Annotated in this window: 13 protein-coding genes; 5 read left to right on the top strand and 8 right to left on the bottom strand. The window is 67.2% G+C overall.

Annotation, left to right across the window (positions count from 1 at the left end):
• Positions 1–16 precede the first annotated feature (16 nt).
• Genes QC821_RS02055 through QC821_RS02040 form a run of 4 tightly spaced genes read left to right on the top strand, consistent with a single transcriptional unit; the run spans position 17 to position 4,813 of the window.
• A complete protein-coding gene (locus QC821_RS02055) occupies positions 17–1,549 on the top strand; it encodes an ABC transporter substrate-binding protein (protein ID WP_309716306.1) in 1,533 nt (510 codons plus the stop codon).
• Positions 1,546–2,532, top strand: a complete 987-nt coding sequence (locus QC821_RS02050) for an ABC transporter permease (RefSeq protein WP_309716304.1) — start codon at positions 1,546–1,548, stop codon at positions 2,530–2,532. The genes QC821_RS02055 and QC821_RS02050 overlap by 4 nt, the downstream gene beginning before the upstream one ends.
• Positions 2,529–3,359 carry an ABC transporter permease gene (locus tag QC821_RS02045; RefSeq protein WP_309716301.1) on the top strand — a complete coding sequence of 277 codons (831 nt, stop codon included), beginning with the start codon at positions 2,529–2,531 and terminating at the stop codon, positions 3,357–3,359. Before QC821_RS02050 ends, QC821_RS02045 begins: the two co-directional genes overlap by 4 nt.
• A complete protein-coding gene (locus QC821_RS02040; RefSeq protein ID WP_309716299.1) occupies positions 3,356–4,813 on the top strand; it encodes an ABC transporter ATP-binding protein in 1,458 nt (485 codons plus the stop codon). The genes QC821_RS02045 and QC821_RS02040 overlap by 4 nt, the downstream gene beginning before the upstream one ends.
• An 11-nt stretch (positions 4,814–4,824) precedes the next feature.
• Here the strand turns inward: QC821_RS02040 and QC821_RS02035 are convergent, their stop codons facing one another.
• The 4 genes from QC821_RS02035 to QC821_RS02020 form a co-directional block, all read right to left on the bottom strand.
• Entirely contained in the window at positions 4,825–6,144 is a 1,320-nt protein-coding gene (locus QC821_RS02035; protein WP_309716297.1) for a D-alanyl-D-alanine carboxypeptidase family protein, read from the bottom strand.
• Positions 6,145–6,656: 512 nt separating this feature from the next.
• On the bottom strand, positions 6,657–7,907 hold the full coding sequence (gene zigA, locus QC821_RS02030) for a zinc metallochaperone GTPase ZigA (protein ID WP_309716295.1): 1,251 nt from the start codon (positions 7,905–7,907) through the stop codon (positions 6,657–6,659).
• A 93-nt stretch (positions 7,908–8,000) separates the two neighbouring features.
• Complete coding sequence (locus QC821_RS02025; RefSeq protein ID WP_309716293.1) at positions 8,001–8,453, bottom strand: hypothetical protein; 453 nt, start codon at positions 8,451–8,453, stop codon at positions 8,001–8,003.
• Between the two features lie 80 nt (positions 8,454–8,533).
• Positions 8,534–10,234 (bottom strand): methyl-accepting chemotaxis protein, encoded by a 1,701-nt coding sequence (locus tag QC821_RS02020; RefSeq protein WP_309716291.1) that lies wholly within the window; start codon positions 10,232–10,234, stop codon positions 8,534–8,536.
• A gap of 224 nt (positions 10,235–10,458) precedes the next feature.
• Between QC821_RS02020 and QC821_RS02015 the strand changes: the two genes are divergently transcribed.
• On the top strand, positions 10,459–11,031 hold the full coding sequence (locus tag QC821_RS02015) for a hypothetical protein (RefSeq protein WP_309716289.1): 573 nt from the start codon (positions 10,459–10,461) through the stop codon (positions 11,029–11,031).
• Positions 11,032–11,038: 7 nt separating this feature from the next.
• Here the strand turns inward: QC821_RS02015 and QC821_RS02010 are convergent, their stop codons facing one another.
• From QC821_RS02010 to QC821_RS01995, 4 genes are all read right to left on the bottom strand, one after another.
• The gene (locus QC821_RS02010) at positions 11,039–12,343 is read right to left on the bottom strand and encodes a TRAP transporter large permease (protein WP_309716286.1); all 1,305 of its coding nucleotides are present in this window, start codon (positions 12,341–12,343) and stop codon (positions 11,039–11,041) included.
• Positions 12,344–12,373: 30 nt separating this feature from the next.
• Positions 12,374–12,937 (bottom strand): TRAP transporter small permease, encoded by a 564-nt coding sequence (locus QC821_RS02005; RefSeq protein ID WP_309716284.1) that lies wholly within the window; start codon positions 12,935–12,937, stop codon positions 12,374–12,376.
• A 68-nt stretch (positions 12,938–13,005) separates the two neighbouring features.
• Complete coding sequence (locus tag QC821_RS02000) at positions 13,006–13,995, bottom strand: TRAP transporter substrate-binding protein (RefSeq protein ID WP_309716379.1); 990 nt, start codon at positions 13,993–13,995, stop codon at positions 13,006–13,008.
• Between the two features lie 29 nt (positions 13,996–14,024).
• On the bottom strand, positions 14,025–14,999 hold the full coding sequence (locus QC821_RS01995; protein ID WP_309716281.1) for a LysR family transcriptional regulator: 975 nt from the start codon (positions 14,997–14,999) through the stop codon (positions 14,025–14,027).
• Positions 15,000–15,121: the final 122 nt, after the last annotated feature.

Below are 15,121 nucleotides of genomic sequence, written 5' to 3'. Positions count from 1 at the left end.
GTCAAAGGACGTTACGATGCTTGCACCGCGCTCCCTGGGCCTGGCCCTGCTCCTCGGCCTGCTGCCCCTCACCGCCGCGGCCGACGACCGCTCTCTGGACGTCGTCGCCCCCTGGGAGATCACCGGCCTCGACCCTTCCACCTCCGGCTATGTGTTCGCTCGCATGGGTATCGGCGAGACCTTGGTCGATACCGACGCCGAGGGCCAACCCAGCGCCGGCCTGGCCAGCGACTGGCAGGTCGCCGACGACGACCTGAGCTGGCGCTTCACGCTGCGAGACGACGTGCTCTTCCATGACGGCAGCCCGCTTTCCGCCGAGGCCGCGGCCCAGAGCCTAGAGTACGCCTGGCGCAAACCGGGCATGCTCGACTCCGCGCCGATCGAGGCCATCGAGGCCGAGGATGGCGAGGTGGTGTTCCGCCTCTCGGAGGCCTTCGCTCCGCTGCCGGCGCTGCTCGCCCACTCGACCACGCTGATTCTGGCCCCCGACGCCTACGACGAGAGCGGTACGGTGCGCGAGCTGATCGCCACCGGCCCCTACCGGCTGGCGTCGCTGGCCCCGCCGCAGCGCCTCACCGCCGAGCGCTTCGACGACTATTGGGGCGAGGCGCCGACCATCGCCCAGACCAGCTACCTGGCGGTGGGTCGCGGCGAGACCCGCGCGCTGATGGCCGAAAGCCGCGACGCCGATATCGTCTTCACCCTGGATCCGGCGAGTCGCGCCCGGCTGATGCGCAACGAGCGGCTGAGCATCCACGCCGAGCCGCTGCCGCGCACCATCGTGCTCAAGGTCAACGCCGGCCACCCCTTCCTCGAGGACCAGCGCGCGCGCCAGGCGCTGAGCCTGGCCATCGACCGCAGCGGCATCGCCACCGGCCTGCTGCGCCACCCCGAGGCCGCCGCCGCCGAGCTCTTCCCCGAGGCCCTGGGCCCCTGGCACCTGGGGCTGGATGCCGGCGAGTCCCAGGATCTCGAGCGCGCCCGAGAGCTACTCGCCGAGCAGGGCTGGGAGGCCGGCGACGATGGCGTGCTGCGCCGCGATGGCGAGCCCTTCCAGTTGACCCTGCGCACCTTCTCCGACCGCCCGGAACTGCCGCTGGTGGCCACCGCGCTGCAGGACCAGTGGCGCGAGCTGGGCGTCGATCTGGACGTCGCGGTAGGCAACGCCAGCGAGATTCCCTCCGGCCACCAGGACGGCAGCCTGGAGCTGGGCCTGGCGGCACGCAACTACGGCCTGGTGCCCGACCCGCTGGGCACCCTGCTGGATGACTTCGGCAGCAACCCCGACGACATGGGCGGCGACTGGGGCGCCATGGGCTGGTCGGACGCCGAACTCGCCGGCTGGCTCGCCACCCTGCGCCACGACACCGACCCCGAGGTGCGCAGCGAGCTGGCCGGCCGCGTCGCGACACGCCTCAACCAGGCCATGCCGGTGATACCGGTGGCCTGGTACCAGCAGACAGCAGCTGTCGGCACTCATCTGCAAGGCTTCTCCATCGACCCGCTGGAGCGCAGCTACCGCCTGGATGAGCTGAGGTGGGCCGAATGACCAGCCTGACGTTGAGCCGCTCCTCCCCGTCGCGCTGGAGCAGCGGGCTACGCGGCCTGCTGCTGCAGCGGCTGTTCCAGGCCGGGCTGGTGGCGTGGATGGTCGGCACCCTGACCTTCGTGCTGACCCGCACCCTGCCCGGCGACATGGCCTACCGCATCGCCGCCGGCCGCTACGGCCACGACATGGTCGACAGCGCCGCCGCCGAATCGGTGCGCGCCGAACTGGCCCTCGACCAGCCGGCGCTCGGCGCCTACTTCGGCTGGCTGTGGGACCTGCTGCAGCTCGACCTGGGGCGCTCGCTGGTCAGCGGCGAGCCGGTGATCCACGAGCTGTGGCACCAGCTCGGCCACTCCCTGGGCCTGGCCGTGATGGCGGTACTGCTGTCGCTGCTGCTCGGCCCCCCGCTGGGGCTGCTGGCCGGCCGCAAGCCCGCCGGCGCACTCGACCGCGTCAGCGAAGTCGCCGCCAGCGTGCTGCGCGCGCTGCCGCCCTTCGCCGTTGGCCTGCTGCTGATCCTGCTGTTCTCGGTGGCGCTGGGCTGGCTGCCCGCCGCCGGCCACGGCCGCTTCGCGCATAGCGTGCTGCCGTCACTGACCCTGGCGCTGGCGCTGGCCGCGGTATCCAGCCGGGTGGCGCGCAACGCCATGGCCGAGGTGTCGCAGTCGGCCTACTACGCCTTTTCGCACACCAAGGGCCTCGGCTCGCGGCTCAGCTTCCTGCGTCACGGAATGCGCAATGCCGCCCTGCCGGTGGTGGCCTACCTAGGCGTGCAGTTCGTTTACCTGATCGAAGGCGTGGTGGTGGTCGAGACGCTGTTCGCCTGGCCCGGTATCGGCCACGCCCTGGTCCACGCCATCGTCGCCCGCGACGTGCCGATGATCCAGGGCACCGCGCTGGTGATGGGCCTGATGTTCGTGGCCCTCAACACCGCGGTGGATCTCATCTGCCACTGGCTCGACCCGAGGAGACGCGAGACATGATGCAAGCGACGCTGATCGCCCCGCTGCGACGACTCGCCTGGCCCGCGCTGAGCACCCGCCAGCGGGTCGGCGCGCTGCTGCTGGCACTGCTGCTGGCCTTCGCCTGGCTGGTGCCGCTGTGGCACGACGCCGACCCGGCCCGCCAGCAGCTGGTGCGCATCCTCGAGCTGCCAACGCTTGCCGCGCCGCTGGGTACCGATCACCTGGGCCGCGATATGCTGGCGCGCACCGCCGCCGCCCTGCGCCTGTCGCTGGGCATGGCGCTGCTCAGTGTGGTCACGGCCGCCGTGCCGGGCATCCTGTTCGGGGTGATCGCCGGCTGGCGCGGCGGCTGGCTGGATCGCATCCTGGGCAGCGTCGCCGACGCTTGCCTGGCGCTGCCGGGCCTGCTTCTGGTGCTGCTGCTGGTGGCCATCGCCCCGGGCAACTTCTGGGCGCTCTACGTGGGCATCTCGCTGGTGCTGTGGATCGAGTACTTCCGGGTGGTGCGCGCCCGCACCCGGGTGCTGGTGGCCTCGCCGCAGCTGGAGGCGAGTCGCCTGCTCGGCTTTGGGCCGCTCTACCTGTTCCGCCGCCATCTGTGGCCAGAGCTGGCACCCCAGGTGCTGACCCTGGCCGCCTTCGGCGCCGCCAGCGCGATACTCGCCATGGCCGCGCTGGGCTTCGTCAGCGTCGGCCTGCGCCCGCCCACCGCCGAACTGGGCCTGATGATGATCGAGCTGCTGCCTTACTACCACGAGGCGCCCTGGGCCATGGCCCAGCCGATCCTGGCGCTGTTCGTGCTGGTCTTCAGCCTCAACCTGCTAGCCGGGAAGGATCCACGATGAGCCACCCCCTCCTCCAGGTCAGTGACCTGACCATCCACGGCGACGGCGTGACCATCGCGCCCTTCTCCCTCAGCCTGGCCTCGGGCCAGCGGCTGACCCTGCTCGGCGAGACCGGCTCGGGCAAGAGCCTGATTGCCCAGGCGATCATGGGCACGCTGCCGCAGGGCCTCACCCCGGCGGGCGAGCTTGGCATCGATGGCACGTCCTACGCGGCTGCCGATGTCGCCGCCCGCCGCACCCTGTGGGGTCGGCGACTGGCGCTGCTGCCCCAGGAGCCCTGGCACGCCCTCGACCCGACCATGCGCGCCGCCGCCCAGATAACCGAGAGCCATCGCCATGTGGCCGGCCTGCCCCGCGCCGAGGCGCACCAGGCCACTCGGCGCGACCTCGCCGAGCTGGGCCTGGAGGACGCCGGCGGCAAGCTGCCCGGTGAGCTCTCCGGCGGCATGGCCCAGCGCGTCGCCTTCGCCGCCGCCAGCGCCGGCGGCGCCCCCATCGTGATCGCCGATGAGCCCACCAAGGGCCTCGACGCACCGCGCCGCGACGCCGTGGTCGAGCTGCTGGCCAGGACGCCCCAGGCCGGCGGCGCGCTGCTGACCATCACCCATGATATCGATGTCGCCCGGCGCCTGGGCGGCGAAGTGGTGATCCTGCGCCACGGCCAGGTGGTCGAACGCGGGCCCGCCGAACGGATCCTCGAGGCGCCGCAGACCGAGTATGGCCGGCGCCTGCTCGACGCCGAGCCCTCGCGCTGGCCGGCGCCGCCGGCGCTTGCCAGCGCGCCGGATGCGACGCCGGTGGTCGCCGCCCGCGGCCTGGCCAAGTCGCGCGGCGGGCGCCAGCTGTTCAGCGGTCTCGACGTCAGCGTACTGCCCGGTGAAATCGTTGGCGTGGTCGGCCCCTCCGGCTGCGGCAAGAGCACCCTGGGCGATATGCTGCTGGGCCTGGCGAGCCACGATGCCGGCGAGATCCAGCATGCCCCTGGGCACCGCCTGGGCCTGCAGAAGCTCTACCAGGACCCACCGGCGGCGTTCTCATCGCACTGGCGGCTGTCGCGACTGCTCGACGACCTGGTGCAGCGCCATCGCCTCGAGCGTGCGGCCATTGCCCCGCTGATGGAGCGCCTGGGGCTCGACGAGCGGCTGCTGGCGCGGCGCCCCGGCGAGATCTCCGGCGGCGAGCTGCAGCGCTTTGCCATCCTGCGCGTGCTGCTGCTCGAGCCACGCCTGCTGTTCGCCGACGAACCCACCTCGCGGCTCGACCCCATCACCCAGCAGCAGACGCTGAGCCTGCTGGTAGAGCTGGCCCGGGAGCGACACTGCGGGGTGATGCTGGTCAGCCACGACCCGGCGCTGATCGCACGGCTGTGCGACCGGCAGCTGGCACTGGGCGAGGCCACCAACGTCAACGGCCCCGCAGCGAGTGCGAGGCCGTTGGAGACCGCATCAGCGTAATGTAGTGGGAATCAGGGCGTCACGACCTGGCAGTCCATGCCGCTCTGGGCCAGGCGGTAGCAGGTCTCGCGGGCCTGGTTCTCCTGCAGGTCGACCAGCCGGGCGCGGAAGAACTTGCGATCGCTGGACTCCACTTCGGTAACCGCCACCCGCGACAGCGCCTGCTCCGAGGGCAGGTAGCTGGCCGCCCGCGACGCCGAGTCGCGGGCCTTGTTGAAGTCCTGATAGGCACCGACCTGAATCGCCCAGTCACCCTGTGCGATGCTGCCCTCGGAGGCGACACCGGAAGCACTGAGCACGGCCAGGATCGGGTCTTCATCGGCACGGTAGGCAGGCGGTGTCGTGTCAGCACGGGAGTCGACGCTATCGGCCGGCTGGCTGCTACGCGGCCTGGCATCCAGCGCCGCTATCAGCCGCAGCGGCTCGCTGGTCGCACCTGGCTGGGTCTGCAGGTCGGCCATCGCGGTGGTCGCCTGGGGAGCTGGCGCTGCCTCGCTGGAGGCCCCCTGTACCGACGCCACCAGGGTCTCCATGGGCTGGGCGATACTGGTTTCCGCCACCCAGCCGTTCTGATCATTTAGTGCCGCGCGCATAAAGCCGCGGTCCAGCAGGGTGATCATGTGGTCATCGCGGGACTGGGCGGTAAAGCCGCCCATCACCACGGCGACGATGCGCCGCCCGTCGCGCACCGCGGAGGTGGCGACATTGAACCCCGAGGCGCGAATGAAGCCGGTCTTGAGGCCGTCGGCGCCAGGGTAGTTGCGCAGCAGACGGTTGTGGCCGTTGATGGTCTGGCCACGGTAGGTAAAGCTGGAGTTGGCGAAGTAGTGGTAATAGTTCGGGAAATCGTTCATCAGCCGCACCGAGAGCGTGGCCAGGTCGCGGGCGGTGGAAGTCTGCAGCGGGTCGGGCAGGCCCGAGGGGTTACGGAAGTAGGTGTTGGGCATGCCCAGGCTGCGCGCCTTGGCGGTCATCATCTCGCCGAAGTGGTCAACGCTGCCGCCCAGCGCTTCGGCCACCACCACGGCCACATCGTTGGCCGAGCGGATGATCAGCGCCGGGATCGCTTCGCGCAGGGTGATGGTGTCGCCGGCTTTCACGCCAAGCTTGGAGGGCTGCATCGACGCCGCATAGGAGGAGACCGGCAGCGGCTGGTCGAGCCCCATGCGCCCCTCCTCGACCGCTTCGAAGGCGAGGTAGAGGGTCATCATCTTGGTGAGAGAGGCCGGGTAGCGAGTCGCGTCGGCGTTCGCCGAGTGCAGTACCTCGCCGTTCTGGCTATCGACCACGATCGCCGCGTAGCGCGGGTTGGCCTGGGCCGAGGACGCCATTAACCAGACGCCCAGCGTCAGGGCAACGAGCCCCCAGAGGCGATGGCGACCGATTGTTGTGGTTATGGTCACGAGAGATATGTTCACATCGAGCCCTTCGCGTATCGCTGACTGTCCCTGCTACCTGTGCCAGGCGGCTCCATACAGGAATTTATGCCCTATCTCCGCCATCTGTCCAGTAGCATCGTCGGTATTTACCTGCTGGGGTTGCCTGCCACGCTGCGCTGCAGGCCCCCTGGACAGGGGCCTTGCGAGTCGCCTGGCAGACAAGTCAGGCATGCTAGGTTCTGTCCGAAAACTGGCTGCGCTCGACCATACGGCGTTAAATATCGGCTCAAAGTACTCATTTACACCCCGTAAACTCCGCCTTTTCACCGATTTTTGCCTTGTCTGGTCTTCGCTCGCCGACTTTTCAGACAAACCTTAGTCAATCATTGAAGCAGTGTTTTATCCCGTCCAATTGCCGAAACTGATGGCACTTTCGCCTTTAATTGCTCGCTCGGCCTCGGGGCTTACGCCACCGCGGACTGCTCGTCCCAGCTCGGAAAGGGATCGGGCAAGCGCCGCCACACCTCTACCCCCGCGGCCATCTCGGCGTCGCTCAGCAGGCAGGCGTCGAGCGCCGCGCGCAGCCTCGCCTTGTCCAGGTGCTGGCCGATGAACACCAGCTCCTGGCGCATGTCGCCGAACGGCTCCTGCCACTTCTCCATGATATAGCCGCGGTACTCGGGGTCATCCGGCCAGCGCGCCTCGGGGACCGACTTCCAGAACATCCCGGCGTAGCCATGGTGGGCAATGCCTCCAGCCTGGCTCCACTGGCCGGCGTACTGCGGCCGCGTCGCCAGCCAGAAGTACCCCTTGGAGCGCAGCAGCTTGCCGCCAAACCAGTCGCCGTGCAGCAGGTCGTGGAACTTCTGCGGATGGAACGGCCGGCGGGCGTGATAGGCGAAGCTCGAGATGCCGTATTCCTCGGTTTCGGGCACGTGCTCGCCGCGCATCTCCTTGAGCCAGCCGGGGGACTGCTGGGCACGCTCGAAGCTGAAGCGGCCGGTCTCGAGCACCTGCTCGAGCGGCACCTGGCCCTGGCGGATGGGGATCAGCTCGGCCTCGGGATTGAGCGAACGCAGCACGGCCTTCAGCTCTTCCAGCTGCGCGGCGTCGATCAGGTCGGTCTTGCTGATCAGCAGCAGGTCGCAGAACTCGATCTGGTCGACCAGCAGGTCGGCCACGTTGCGCTCGTCCTCCTCCCCCAGGCTCTCGCCGGCCTCGGCCAGCGACTGGGCGTCGTAGTACTGGGACAGGAAGTTGGCGCCATCGACCACCGTGACCAAGGTATCGAGCCGCGCCAGCTGCGACAGGCTCTGGCCCTGCTCGTCTTCGAAGGTGAAGGTCTCGGCCACCGGCAGCGGCTCGGAAATGCCGGTGGATTCGATCACCAGCGCATCGAAGTGACCCTCCCGCGCCAGCCGTGCTACCTCGATCAGCAGGTCTTCGCGCAGCGTGCAGCAGATGCAGCCGTTGCTCATCTCGACCAGCGATTCGTCGACCCGGTTGAGGGCGATCTCGCCCAGCGCATTGTCGGCAGCGGCGCCGCGCACTGCCGCCGCGTCGATATTGACCTCGCTCATGTCATTGACGATCACTGCCACGCGGCGCTGATCGCGATTGTTGAGGATGTGGTTGAGCACCGTGGTCTTGCCGGCGCCGAGAAAACCCGACAGAACCGTCACCGGCAGGCGATGGGACAATGTAGGCAGTGGCATGGCGCATCTCCTCTAGCGTCATGGAAAGTGCCATACAAAATATGTTATATCATAACACTTATCAAGCTGCCGCCATCCGCAGATGGCGATCATTCAGTCGGGAGAGACATCGAGGCTGACGCGATAGCGATAGTCGAGATCGCTGCAGCGCTGCTCGCCGTTACAGGCGAAGGGGTTCATCACGTGCAGGAACCACACCCCCGGCTCGAGCCGCTGCTCGAGGCGAAAGTTGTGTCCGCGGCCACCGTCCCAGTCGCGGGCGACCTGGTTGCCCTCGGCATCCAGCAACCGGGCATTGGGAATCACCTGGGTCTGCTGGCCGGCATGGGTGTGGCTTTCGAGCACGACGTTGGCGGGGCTATCCAGGGTAAAGGTGAAGTAGCGCGCGCCGGCCGAGACGATCTCGACCTCGTCACCGTCCTGCAGGGTAATGGCGTGCTGCTCGTGAGGTGCCGAGGCGGCGCAGCCCGCCAACAGTAGCAGCGCCATGATGATCAGTCCGCTCAGGGGCATCGTCGAAGGCCTGCTCGAGGTAGTGGATCGCATATGGCTCTCCTCTCGGGGGTACACTCTAATAACGACAGCGGGAGCCGCAAATGGCTCCCGCGTTTGGACCGTGGGTTCTCTCAGCGCATGCGCGAGGCCAACAGCGGCCGGCCCGGCACGGTGCTGCGCGGCGCCGCGGCCAGCGGTGACGCCGGGGCCTCAGCGGCGGCGTGGCCACCAGGCTGCCGGTCGCTCGCCGCGTCGAGGGTGAACACCGCCACCGCGTCGACCAGGCGCCGCGCCTGCTGGCGAAGGTTGCCGGCGGCGCTGGCGCTCTCCGATACCAGGCCGGCATTCTGCTGGGTGACGTGATCCATCTCGGAGACCGCTTGGCCGGCCTGGGTCACGCCGACGCTCTGCTCGGCGGTGGCGTGGCTGATCTCGCTGACGTACTGGGTCACCTTGTCGATGGCGGCGATGATCTCCTGGGTGCTGCGACCGGTGTCACCGGCCAGCTCGGCCCCCTGTTCGATGCGTTCGACGTTGGCCGAGATCAGCGCTTCGATCTGCTTGGCGGATTCGGCGCTGCGCTGGGCCAGGTTGCGCACTTCGCTGGCAACCACCGCAAAGCCGCGACCGTGCTCGCCGGCCCGCGCCGCTTCCACCGACGCGTTGAGGGCCAGGATATTGGTCTGGAAGGCAATGCCGTCGATCATGCTGATGATCTCCGAGACCTCCCGCGAGCTTTCGCGGATCTCCTGCATGGTGGCAACCAGCTGCTGCACCGACTCGCCGCCTTCGCCGGCGACGCGGGTAGCGCTAGCGGCCAGCTGGTCGGCCTGGCGGGCGTTATCGGCATTCAGCTTGACGCTACTGCTGAGCTGCTCCATGGCGGTCGCGGTTTCGGTCAGCGCGCTGGCCTGCTGTTCGGTGCGCGACGCCAGTTCGTTGTTGCCCTCGGCGATCTGCTCGCTGTTGCTTGCCACTTCTTCGGCGGCCTGGCGCACGCTGTAGACGGTGCGCTGCAGCTGCTGGGACATGGTCACCAGGCTGGCCATGATGCTGCGGCTGTCATGCTTGCCCAGCCGGCGGGTGTTGACCAGCTCACCGCGCCCCACGGCTTCGGCGAAGGCGCGCACTTCATGGGGCTCGGCGCCCAGCTCGCGCAGCAGCTGGCGGGTCAGGCGAGCAGCCAGCAGCAGCGCGATGATCACCGCCCCGCCGCACAGCACCAGCATCAGGATCTGGAAGCCACCGGCCAGGTCGCGGGCGGCACTGGCTTCGGCGCCGTTCATGCTCTCCTGCAGGTCGATGAAGGTGTTGATGCTGGCCAACCAGGCACTGAACGCCGGGCTGGCCTGCTCGAGCAGCAGCTCGCGGGCACCGCTGATATCGCCCTCGAGGCGACGCTCGACCACCGCCTCGACCAGCGGCATGGTGCGCGCCTCGACGGCCTCGATGTCGGCCAGGGCGGCACGCTCTTCGGCGGTGATATCGTCGCGGTTGGCGAACATGCTGGCCATGCTGGCCGCGGCCTGCTGATAGTCCGCCTCGAGGCTGGCGATCTCACCCAGCGCGGTTTCCAGCGCGGCGCTGCTGTCGACCAGGGTGACGTCACGCAGGGCGATGGCACGATCGTGCACGCTGCCGCGGAAGTCGATGGCGTGACGCTGCTTCTCTCCATTGACATCGTTGATGACGGTCAGGCTGCGGTCGATGCTGTTGACCTGCCCGACGCCAACGGCGGTCAGGGCGATCATCAGCACGATGATGACGGTGAAGCAGGCGAGCAGACGAGTCTTGATGCTGCGACCTTTGAGGAGAGAGAGGCGGCCCTGCATGGCGGCATTCCTTGTACAATGTTATCGGGGTCTGGCGTCGGTCTTGTGGCGCACGAGGAGCGAACGCCTGTACAAAGCTATACGAACAAAGAAGTCTTGTACAATTTTACCTGCAAGCTGTACAAATTTTTACGCCCGTTACACTTCCCAACCTGCGCTGGGCTGCCGATTGGCGATTCTGGTACTCTTCTGCCGACTGCAGCTCACCACCCCAGGAACCCGCCATGCCCCGCTCTACCGCCTCTTTATCGGCCGCCCTCCTGCTTACCCTGCTGCCACTCGGCGGCGCTGCCAGCGCCGACCTCGTCGACGAACGCCTGCAGGTGATCGATGCCTGGGCCGTGGCGACCCTCGGCGACGGCGAGCAGCGCGTGTATCGCGCCCTCAACGCCAGCGACTACAGCGACGCCTATCTGGCGGTGAACTACCCAGCGGGGGTCTGCGACCTGCCGGACCTGCAGATGCGCGTCACGCTCGAGGAGACCCAGGAGCGGGATGAAGTGGTCAACCTGGCGCCCACCGAGATCCGCATCGACCGCCTGCAAACGCATAACGCCGCCGCCGAGTTCGCCACCCGCGCCGGCGACGACGGCTTCTATGCGCGCTTCTACGTCGAGGATCAGGCCGAGCTGCTGCGTGAGATGCGCCGCGGTGAGGTGATGCGGCTGCGCTTCGAGGGCGAAGAGGAAAACTACTGGTACATGGAGTTCAGCCTGTACGGCGCCGACCAGGCCCTGCCGCTGGCTGCCGACCAGTGCCGTCGCACCAGCCAGCAGCCGCAGGACTTCTTCGACTAGGCGCCTGTCAGCGGTTCATCGCCTGGGGCAGATGCAGGGCGATCTCCGGGAACAGGTACATCAGCACGATGGACAGCAGCATCAGCAGGAAGAACGGCAGCGTGGCCTTGGTAATAGTGACAATATCCTTGCCGGTGAGGCCCTGGATCACGAACAGGTTGAAGCCCACCGGCGGCGTGATCTGCGACATCTCCACCACCACCACCAGGTAGATCCCGAACCAGATCAGGTCGAAGCCGGCGGCACTCACCAGCGGCATCAGAATGGCGGTGACCAGCAGGATCAGCGAGATACCGTCGAGGAAGCAGCCCATCACCAGCAGCAGCAGGGTCAGCATGATCAGCAGCATGGCCGGCGACAGCCCCATCTCACCGATGGTGCGGGCCAGCTGCATCGGCACCTGGGTGAATCCCATTGCCGAGGTCAGGAAGGAGGCGCCGGCAATGATGAAGGCGATCATGCAGGCCGTGCGCACCGCCGCGAACAGCGAGTCCTTGAGGGTGGCCATGTCGAAGCTGCCGGTAAGGCGTGCAATCACGATGGACAGCACCACGCCCACCGCCGCGGCCTCGGTGGGCGAGGCCAGCCCGCCGTAGATCGACACGATGATGCCGCCGATCAGCAGCAGGATCGGCACCAGCGCCCAGGTGTTGCGCAGCTTGTCGATGAAGCGCATCGACGACTCGTCGTAGCCGGTGCGACCCTCGCGGTTACCCTTGAGCAGCGACCACAGCACCAGATAGCCCATGAACAGCGCCAGGATCATCAGCCCCGGGCCGATGCCGGCCATGAACAGCCGCGAGATCGACTGCTCGGTGACCACGCCGTAGACGATCAGCACGATCGACGGCGGGATCAGCAGCCCCAGGGTCGAGGCGCTGGCCAGGGTGCCGATGGCCATGTTGCTGTCGTAGCCGCGCCGCTCCAGCTCCGGTAGCGTCATCTTGCCCACCGTGGCGCAGGTCGCCGCCGATGAGCCGCAGACCGCGGCAAACATGCCGCTGCCAATGATATTGGTGTGCAGCAGCCGACCGGGCACGCGGTTGAGCCACGGCGACAGGCCGCGGAACATGTTGTCGGCGAGCCCCGAGCGGAACAGGATCTCGCCCATCCAGATGAACATCGGCAAGGCGGTGAGATCCCAGCCGTAGCTGGCACCCCAAAAGTCCGAGGCGAGGATCGGCCCCGGCGAGAAGGGGCTGAAGAATTCCAGCGCGACCCAGGCGGTGCCGATCAGCGCGAAGGCGATCCACACCCCGCTGCCGAGCAGCACCGCCAGGGTGATGATGGTAGCCAGGCTCAGTATCAGCACGTGAGTGTCTCCAGATTAGCGGGCATGGGCTCAGCGCACCTCGCTGTCGTCGGTGGCGGTGGCTTCGCGAAAGCTCGCGGGGTCGCGGGCGGCGATGCGCAGCGCCATCAGCAGGGCTTCGGCTAGCGCCAGGCACAGCAGCCCCACGCTGGTCGCCAGCACCGTCTGGGGAATCCACAGCGGGATCGACAGGAACCCCGAGGAGACGTCGTTGTACTGCAGGCTCTCGCGGGCCAGCTCGATCAGGCCATAGCCCAGCAGCAGGCTGATCGCCAGGGCCACGATCAGGCCGAACACCTCGAACCACACGCGTATGGCCGAGGGCAGTCGCGAGATCAGCAGGGTCACGCGGATGTGCGCGTGATGGACGAAGGTGTAGGCCAGGCCGAGGAAGGTGGCGCCGACCAGCAGGTAGGCGGCGATCTCGGAGACCCCGGTGATGCTCAGCCCCAGCCGGCGCAGGCCGACCAGCACCAGCAGCGCGTCGACCACGCGAAAGGCGACCTGCAGCGCGACCAGGGTGCAGATCGTCACCATGCACGCCGCCGCGCCCCAGGCCCCGAGGCGGTAGAGCTTGTCGAATTTGAAGGTCATGGTCGCAGTCTCGATGAGTGCGTGGGCGAGACGGGGCAGCGGCAGCACCGCTGCCCCCGCGGGCAGGCTTAGTTGTCGAGCCCGGCTCGATACTCTTCCAGCACCTGCTGGGCCTCATCGCTGGCGCGCTCCAGCCAGTCCTCGAACAGCTGATCGCCGGCCGCCTGCAGCGCTGCGGCAACCGCCTCATTGGGCTCGGAGATGGTGATACCGTTCTCCTCGAGCACCGCGGCGCTGTTATCGCCATCCTCACGGCTCATCTGCCAGCCACGCTCTTCGGCGCGTGCCGCGGCCTCGAGCACCGCTTCCTGGGTCGCCTCGTCGAGGCGGTCGAAGGCGCGCTGGTTGATGAAGATGATGTTCTTGGGCAGCCACAGGTTAGCGTCGGTGTAGTGATCGACGTAGTCCCAGGCGGTCATCGAGTTGCCGGTGGAGACCGACGTGATCATGGCGTCCACGCGTCCGGTGCTGAAGGCGGTGGGAATGTCCGACTCCTCGGTCTCGGTGGGATTGCCGCCGAGGTTCTGCACGAAGCGCTGGGTGTTGATGTTGGGCGCCCGCACTCGCAAACCTTCGAACTGCTCAGGGTCGGTCAGCTCGTCGGCAGTGTAGATGCCCTGGGCCGGCCAGGACACGGCGTAGAGCGGCATGATGCCCTCCGCGGCGAACAGCTCGGTGATCAACGGCTTGGTGGCTTCCCACAGCGCGAAGGCCTCGTCGTAGCTGCCGGCCACCCCAGGCAGGGTGTCGACCTCGAAGATCGGATCGTCGTTGGAGAGCACCGACATGAACACCTCGCCGGCCTCGATGGTGCCGCGCCGCACCGACGGCTTGATCTCGCCGTGGGCAACCAGCGAGCCGCCGCTGTGCACGTTGATGGTCAATTCACCGTCGGTGGCCTCGGCTACATCCTCGGCGAACTGCTTGGTGTTCTGGGTGTGGAAGCTGGCATCGCCGTAGGGCGTGGCCATGGTCCATTCGGCGGCCTGGGCGGTAGCCGCCGCGGCCAGGCTGCAAGCGGTGACCAGCAGCAGCGGGGTAGCGATTGTCTTGCGCATCATAAAAGACCTCTTGTTCACGTTGATGGTCATTCTGGGTGGATAATGGACGCCGGGGCGGGATGCACCCAGCGTACCGCGAAGGCGGGGTCCGCCATGTCCTCGCGACGACCCTCGGCATAGGCCGCAGCGCACTGCTGCGCCAGTTGGCCGACGCCGCGACAGAAGCGTGGATGATTGGCCTGGCGCCAGATTACATCGTAGTGCATGGCCGGCAGCGGGTCCGGCAGCGCCAGGCGGTATAGATCACCGCGCCGCCACTCGTCGAGTACCGTAGCCACCGGCAGGGCACCGATGCCCAGCCCCTCCATGGTCATCCGCACGATGGTCATCAGCGTGTTGACGCTGTGAATACGCGGGCTATCCAACCCCTGATCGGTAAGATAGTCGACCAGCTCTTCATAGGGCCGGGCCTTCTTTCCGAAGGAAATGAACGGCAGGCTGGCCACCCAATCGCCGGGCGTAGCACCGAGCTTTTTCGCCTGCTGTGGCGATACGAACATGCCCATTTCATAAGGATTGAGCGGCATCTGGTCGATCTGTTCAGCCGGCAGATAGCCATTCATTGCCAATAGAATATCCAGCTCGTTATTGATCAGGCGACGATTGACCGCCGGCGAGTAGTCGACCGTCAACTCGATGGTCAGCCGCGGATAGCGCTCGGTAAGTTGGCGCATGAAATCGGGAAACCAGCTGTGGGCAATGGTCTCGATGGTGCCTAGCCGAAGCGGCGCCGAGAAGTCGTCACCGGTGTCGAAAAGGGCCATGGCTTCATCGCGCTGTTCGAGCATCCGCTCGGCGTGAAGAAAGAACTCGCGTCCACGCATTGTGGGCTGAATAGGGCGCATCGAGCGCTCCAACAGCAGCTCGCCCACCGTGCTCTCCAGGCGTGAAATACGCTCGGAGACGGACGGTTGCGTCAGGTGAAGCCGGGCCGCTGCCTTGCGAAATGAGCCTAGCTTTACCGCCCAGACGAAGGCTTCGAGCTCCTTGAAATCGAGCATATGGCCGATCTCGACTCAGGCCCTTGGAGCCAAAAGTGGAACAGGAATGGCTATCGAATTCATCTTTCACCCCAGGAATAGCGCTAAACAAGCGGAAGCTTTTGTTGATGCCGACAGCGCTC

This window comes from Franzmannia qiaohouensis, assembly GCF_031451695.1.
Classification (GTDB): Bacteria; Pseudomonadota; Gammaproteobacteria; order Pseudomonadales; family Halomonadaceae; genus Franzmannia; species Franzmannia qiaohouensis.
This window is presented reverse-complemented; position numbering and strand designations above follow the sequence as displayed.

What these genes read in the sequence shown, in the direction of transcription:
- QC821_RS02055 (WP_309716306.1), top strand. Translation starts at nt 17, where the DNA reads ATGCTTGCACCGCGCTCCCTGGGCCTGGCCCTGCTCCTCGGCCTGCTG.
- QC821_RS02050 (WP_309716304.1), top strand. Translation starts at nt 1,546, where the DNA reads ATGACCAGCCTGACGTTGAGCCGCTCCTCCCCGTCGCGCTGGAGCAGC.
- QC821_RS02045 (WP_309716301.1), top strand. Translation starts at nt 2,529, where the DNA reads ATGATGCAAGCGACGCTGATCGCCCCGCTGCGACGACTCGCCTGGCCC.
- QC821_RS02040 (WP_309716299.1), top strand. Translation starts at nt 3,356, where the DNA reads ATGAGCCACCCCCTCCTCCAGGTCAGTGACCTGACCATCCACGGCGAC.
- QC821_RS02035 (WP_309716297.1), bottom strand. Translation starts at nt 6,144, where the DNA reads ATGGCGTCCTCGGCCCAGGCCAACCCGCGCTACGCGGCGATCGTGGTC.
- zigA (WP_309716295.1), bottom strand. Translation starts at nt 7,907, where the DNA reads ATGCCACTGCCTACATTGTCCCATCGCCTGCCGGTGACGGTTCTGTCG.
- QC821_RS02025 (WP_309716293.1), bottom strand. Translation starts at nt 8,453, where the DNA reads ATGCGATCCACTACCTCGAGCAGGCCTTCGACGATGCCCCTGAGCGGA.
- QC821_RS02020 (WP_309716291.1), bottom strand. Translation starts at nt 10,234, where the DNA reads ATGCAGGGCCGCCTCTCTCTCCTCAAAGGTCGCAGCATCAAGACTCGT.
- QC821_RS02015 (WP_309716289.1), top strand. Translation starts at nt 10,459, where the DNA reads ATGCCCCGCTCTACCGCCTCTTTATCGGCCGCCCTCCTGCTTACCCTG.
- QC821_RS02005 (WP_309716284.1), bottom strand. Translation starts at nt 12,937, where the DNA reads ATGACCTTCAAATTCGACAAGCTCTACCGCCTCGGGGCCTGGGGCGCG.
- QC821_RS02000 (WP_309716379.1), bottom strand. Translation starts at nt 13,995, where the DNA reads ATGCGCAAGACAATCGCTACCCCGCTGCTGCTGGTCACCGCTTGCAGC.
- QC821_RS01995 (WP_309716281.1), bottom strand. Translation starts at nt 14,999, where the DNA reads ATGCTCGATTTCAAGGAGCTCGAAGCCTTCGTCTGGGCGGTAAAGCTA.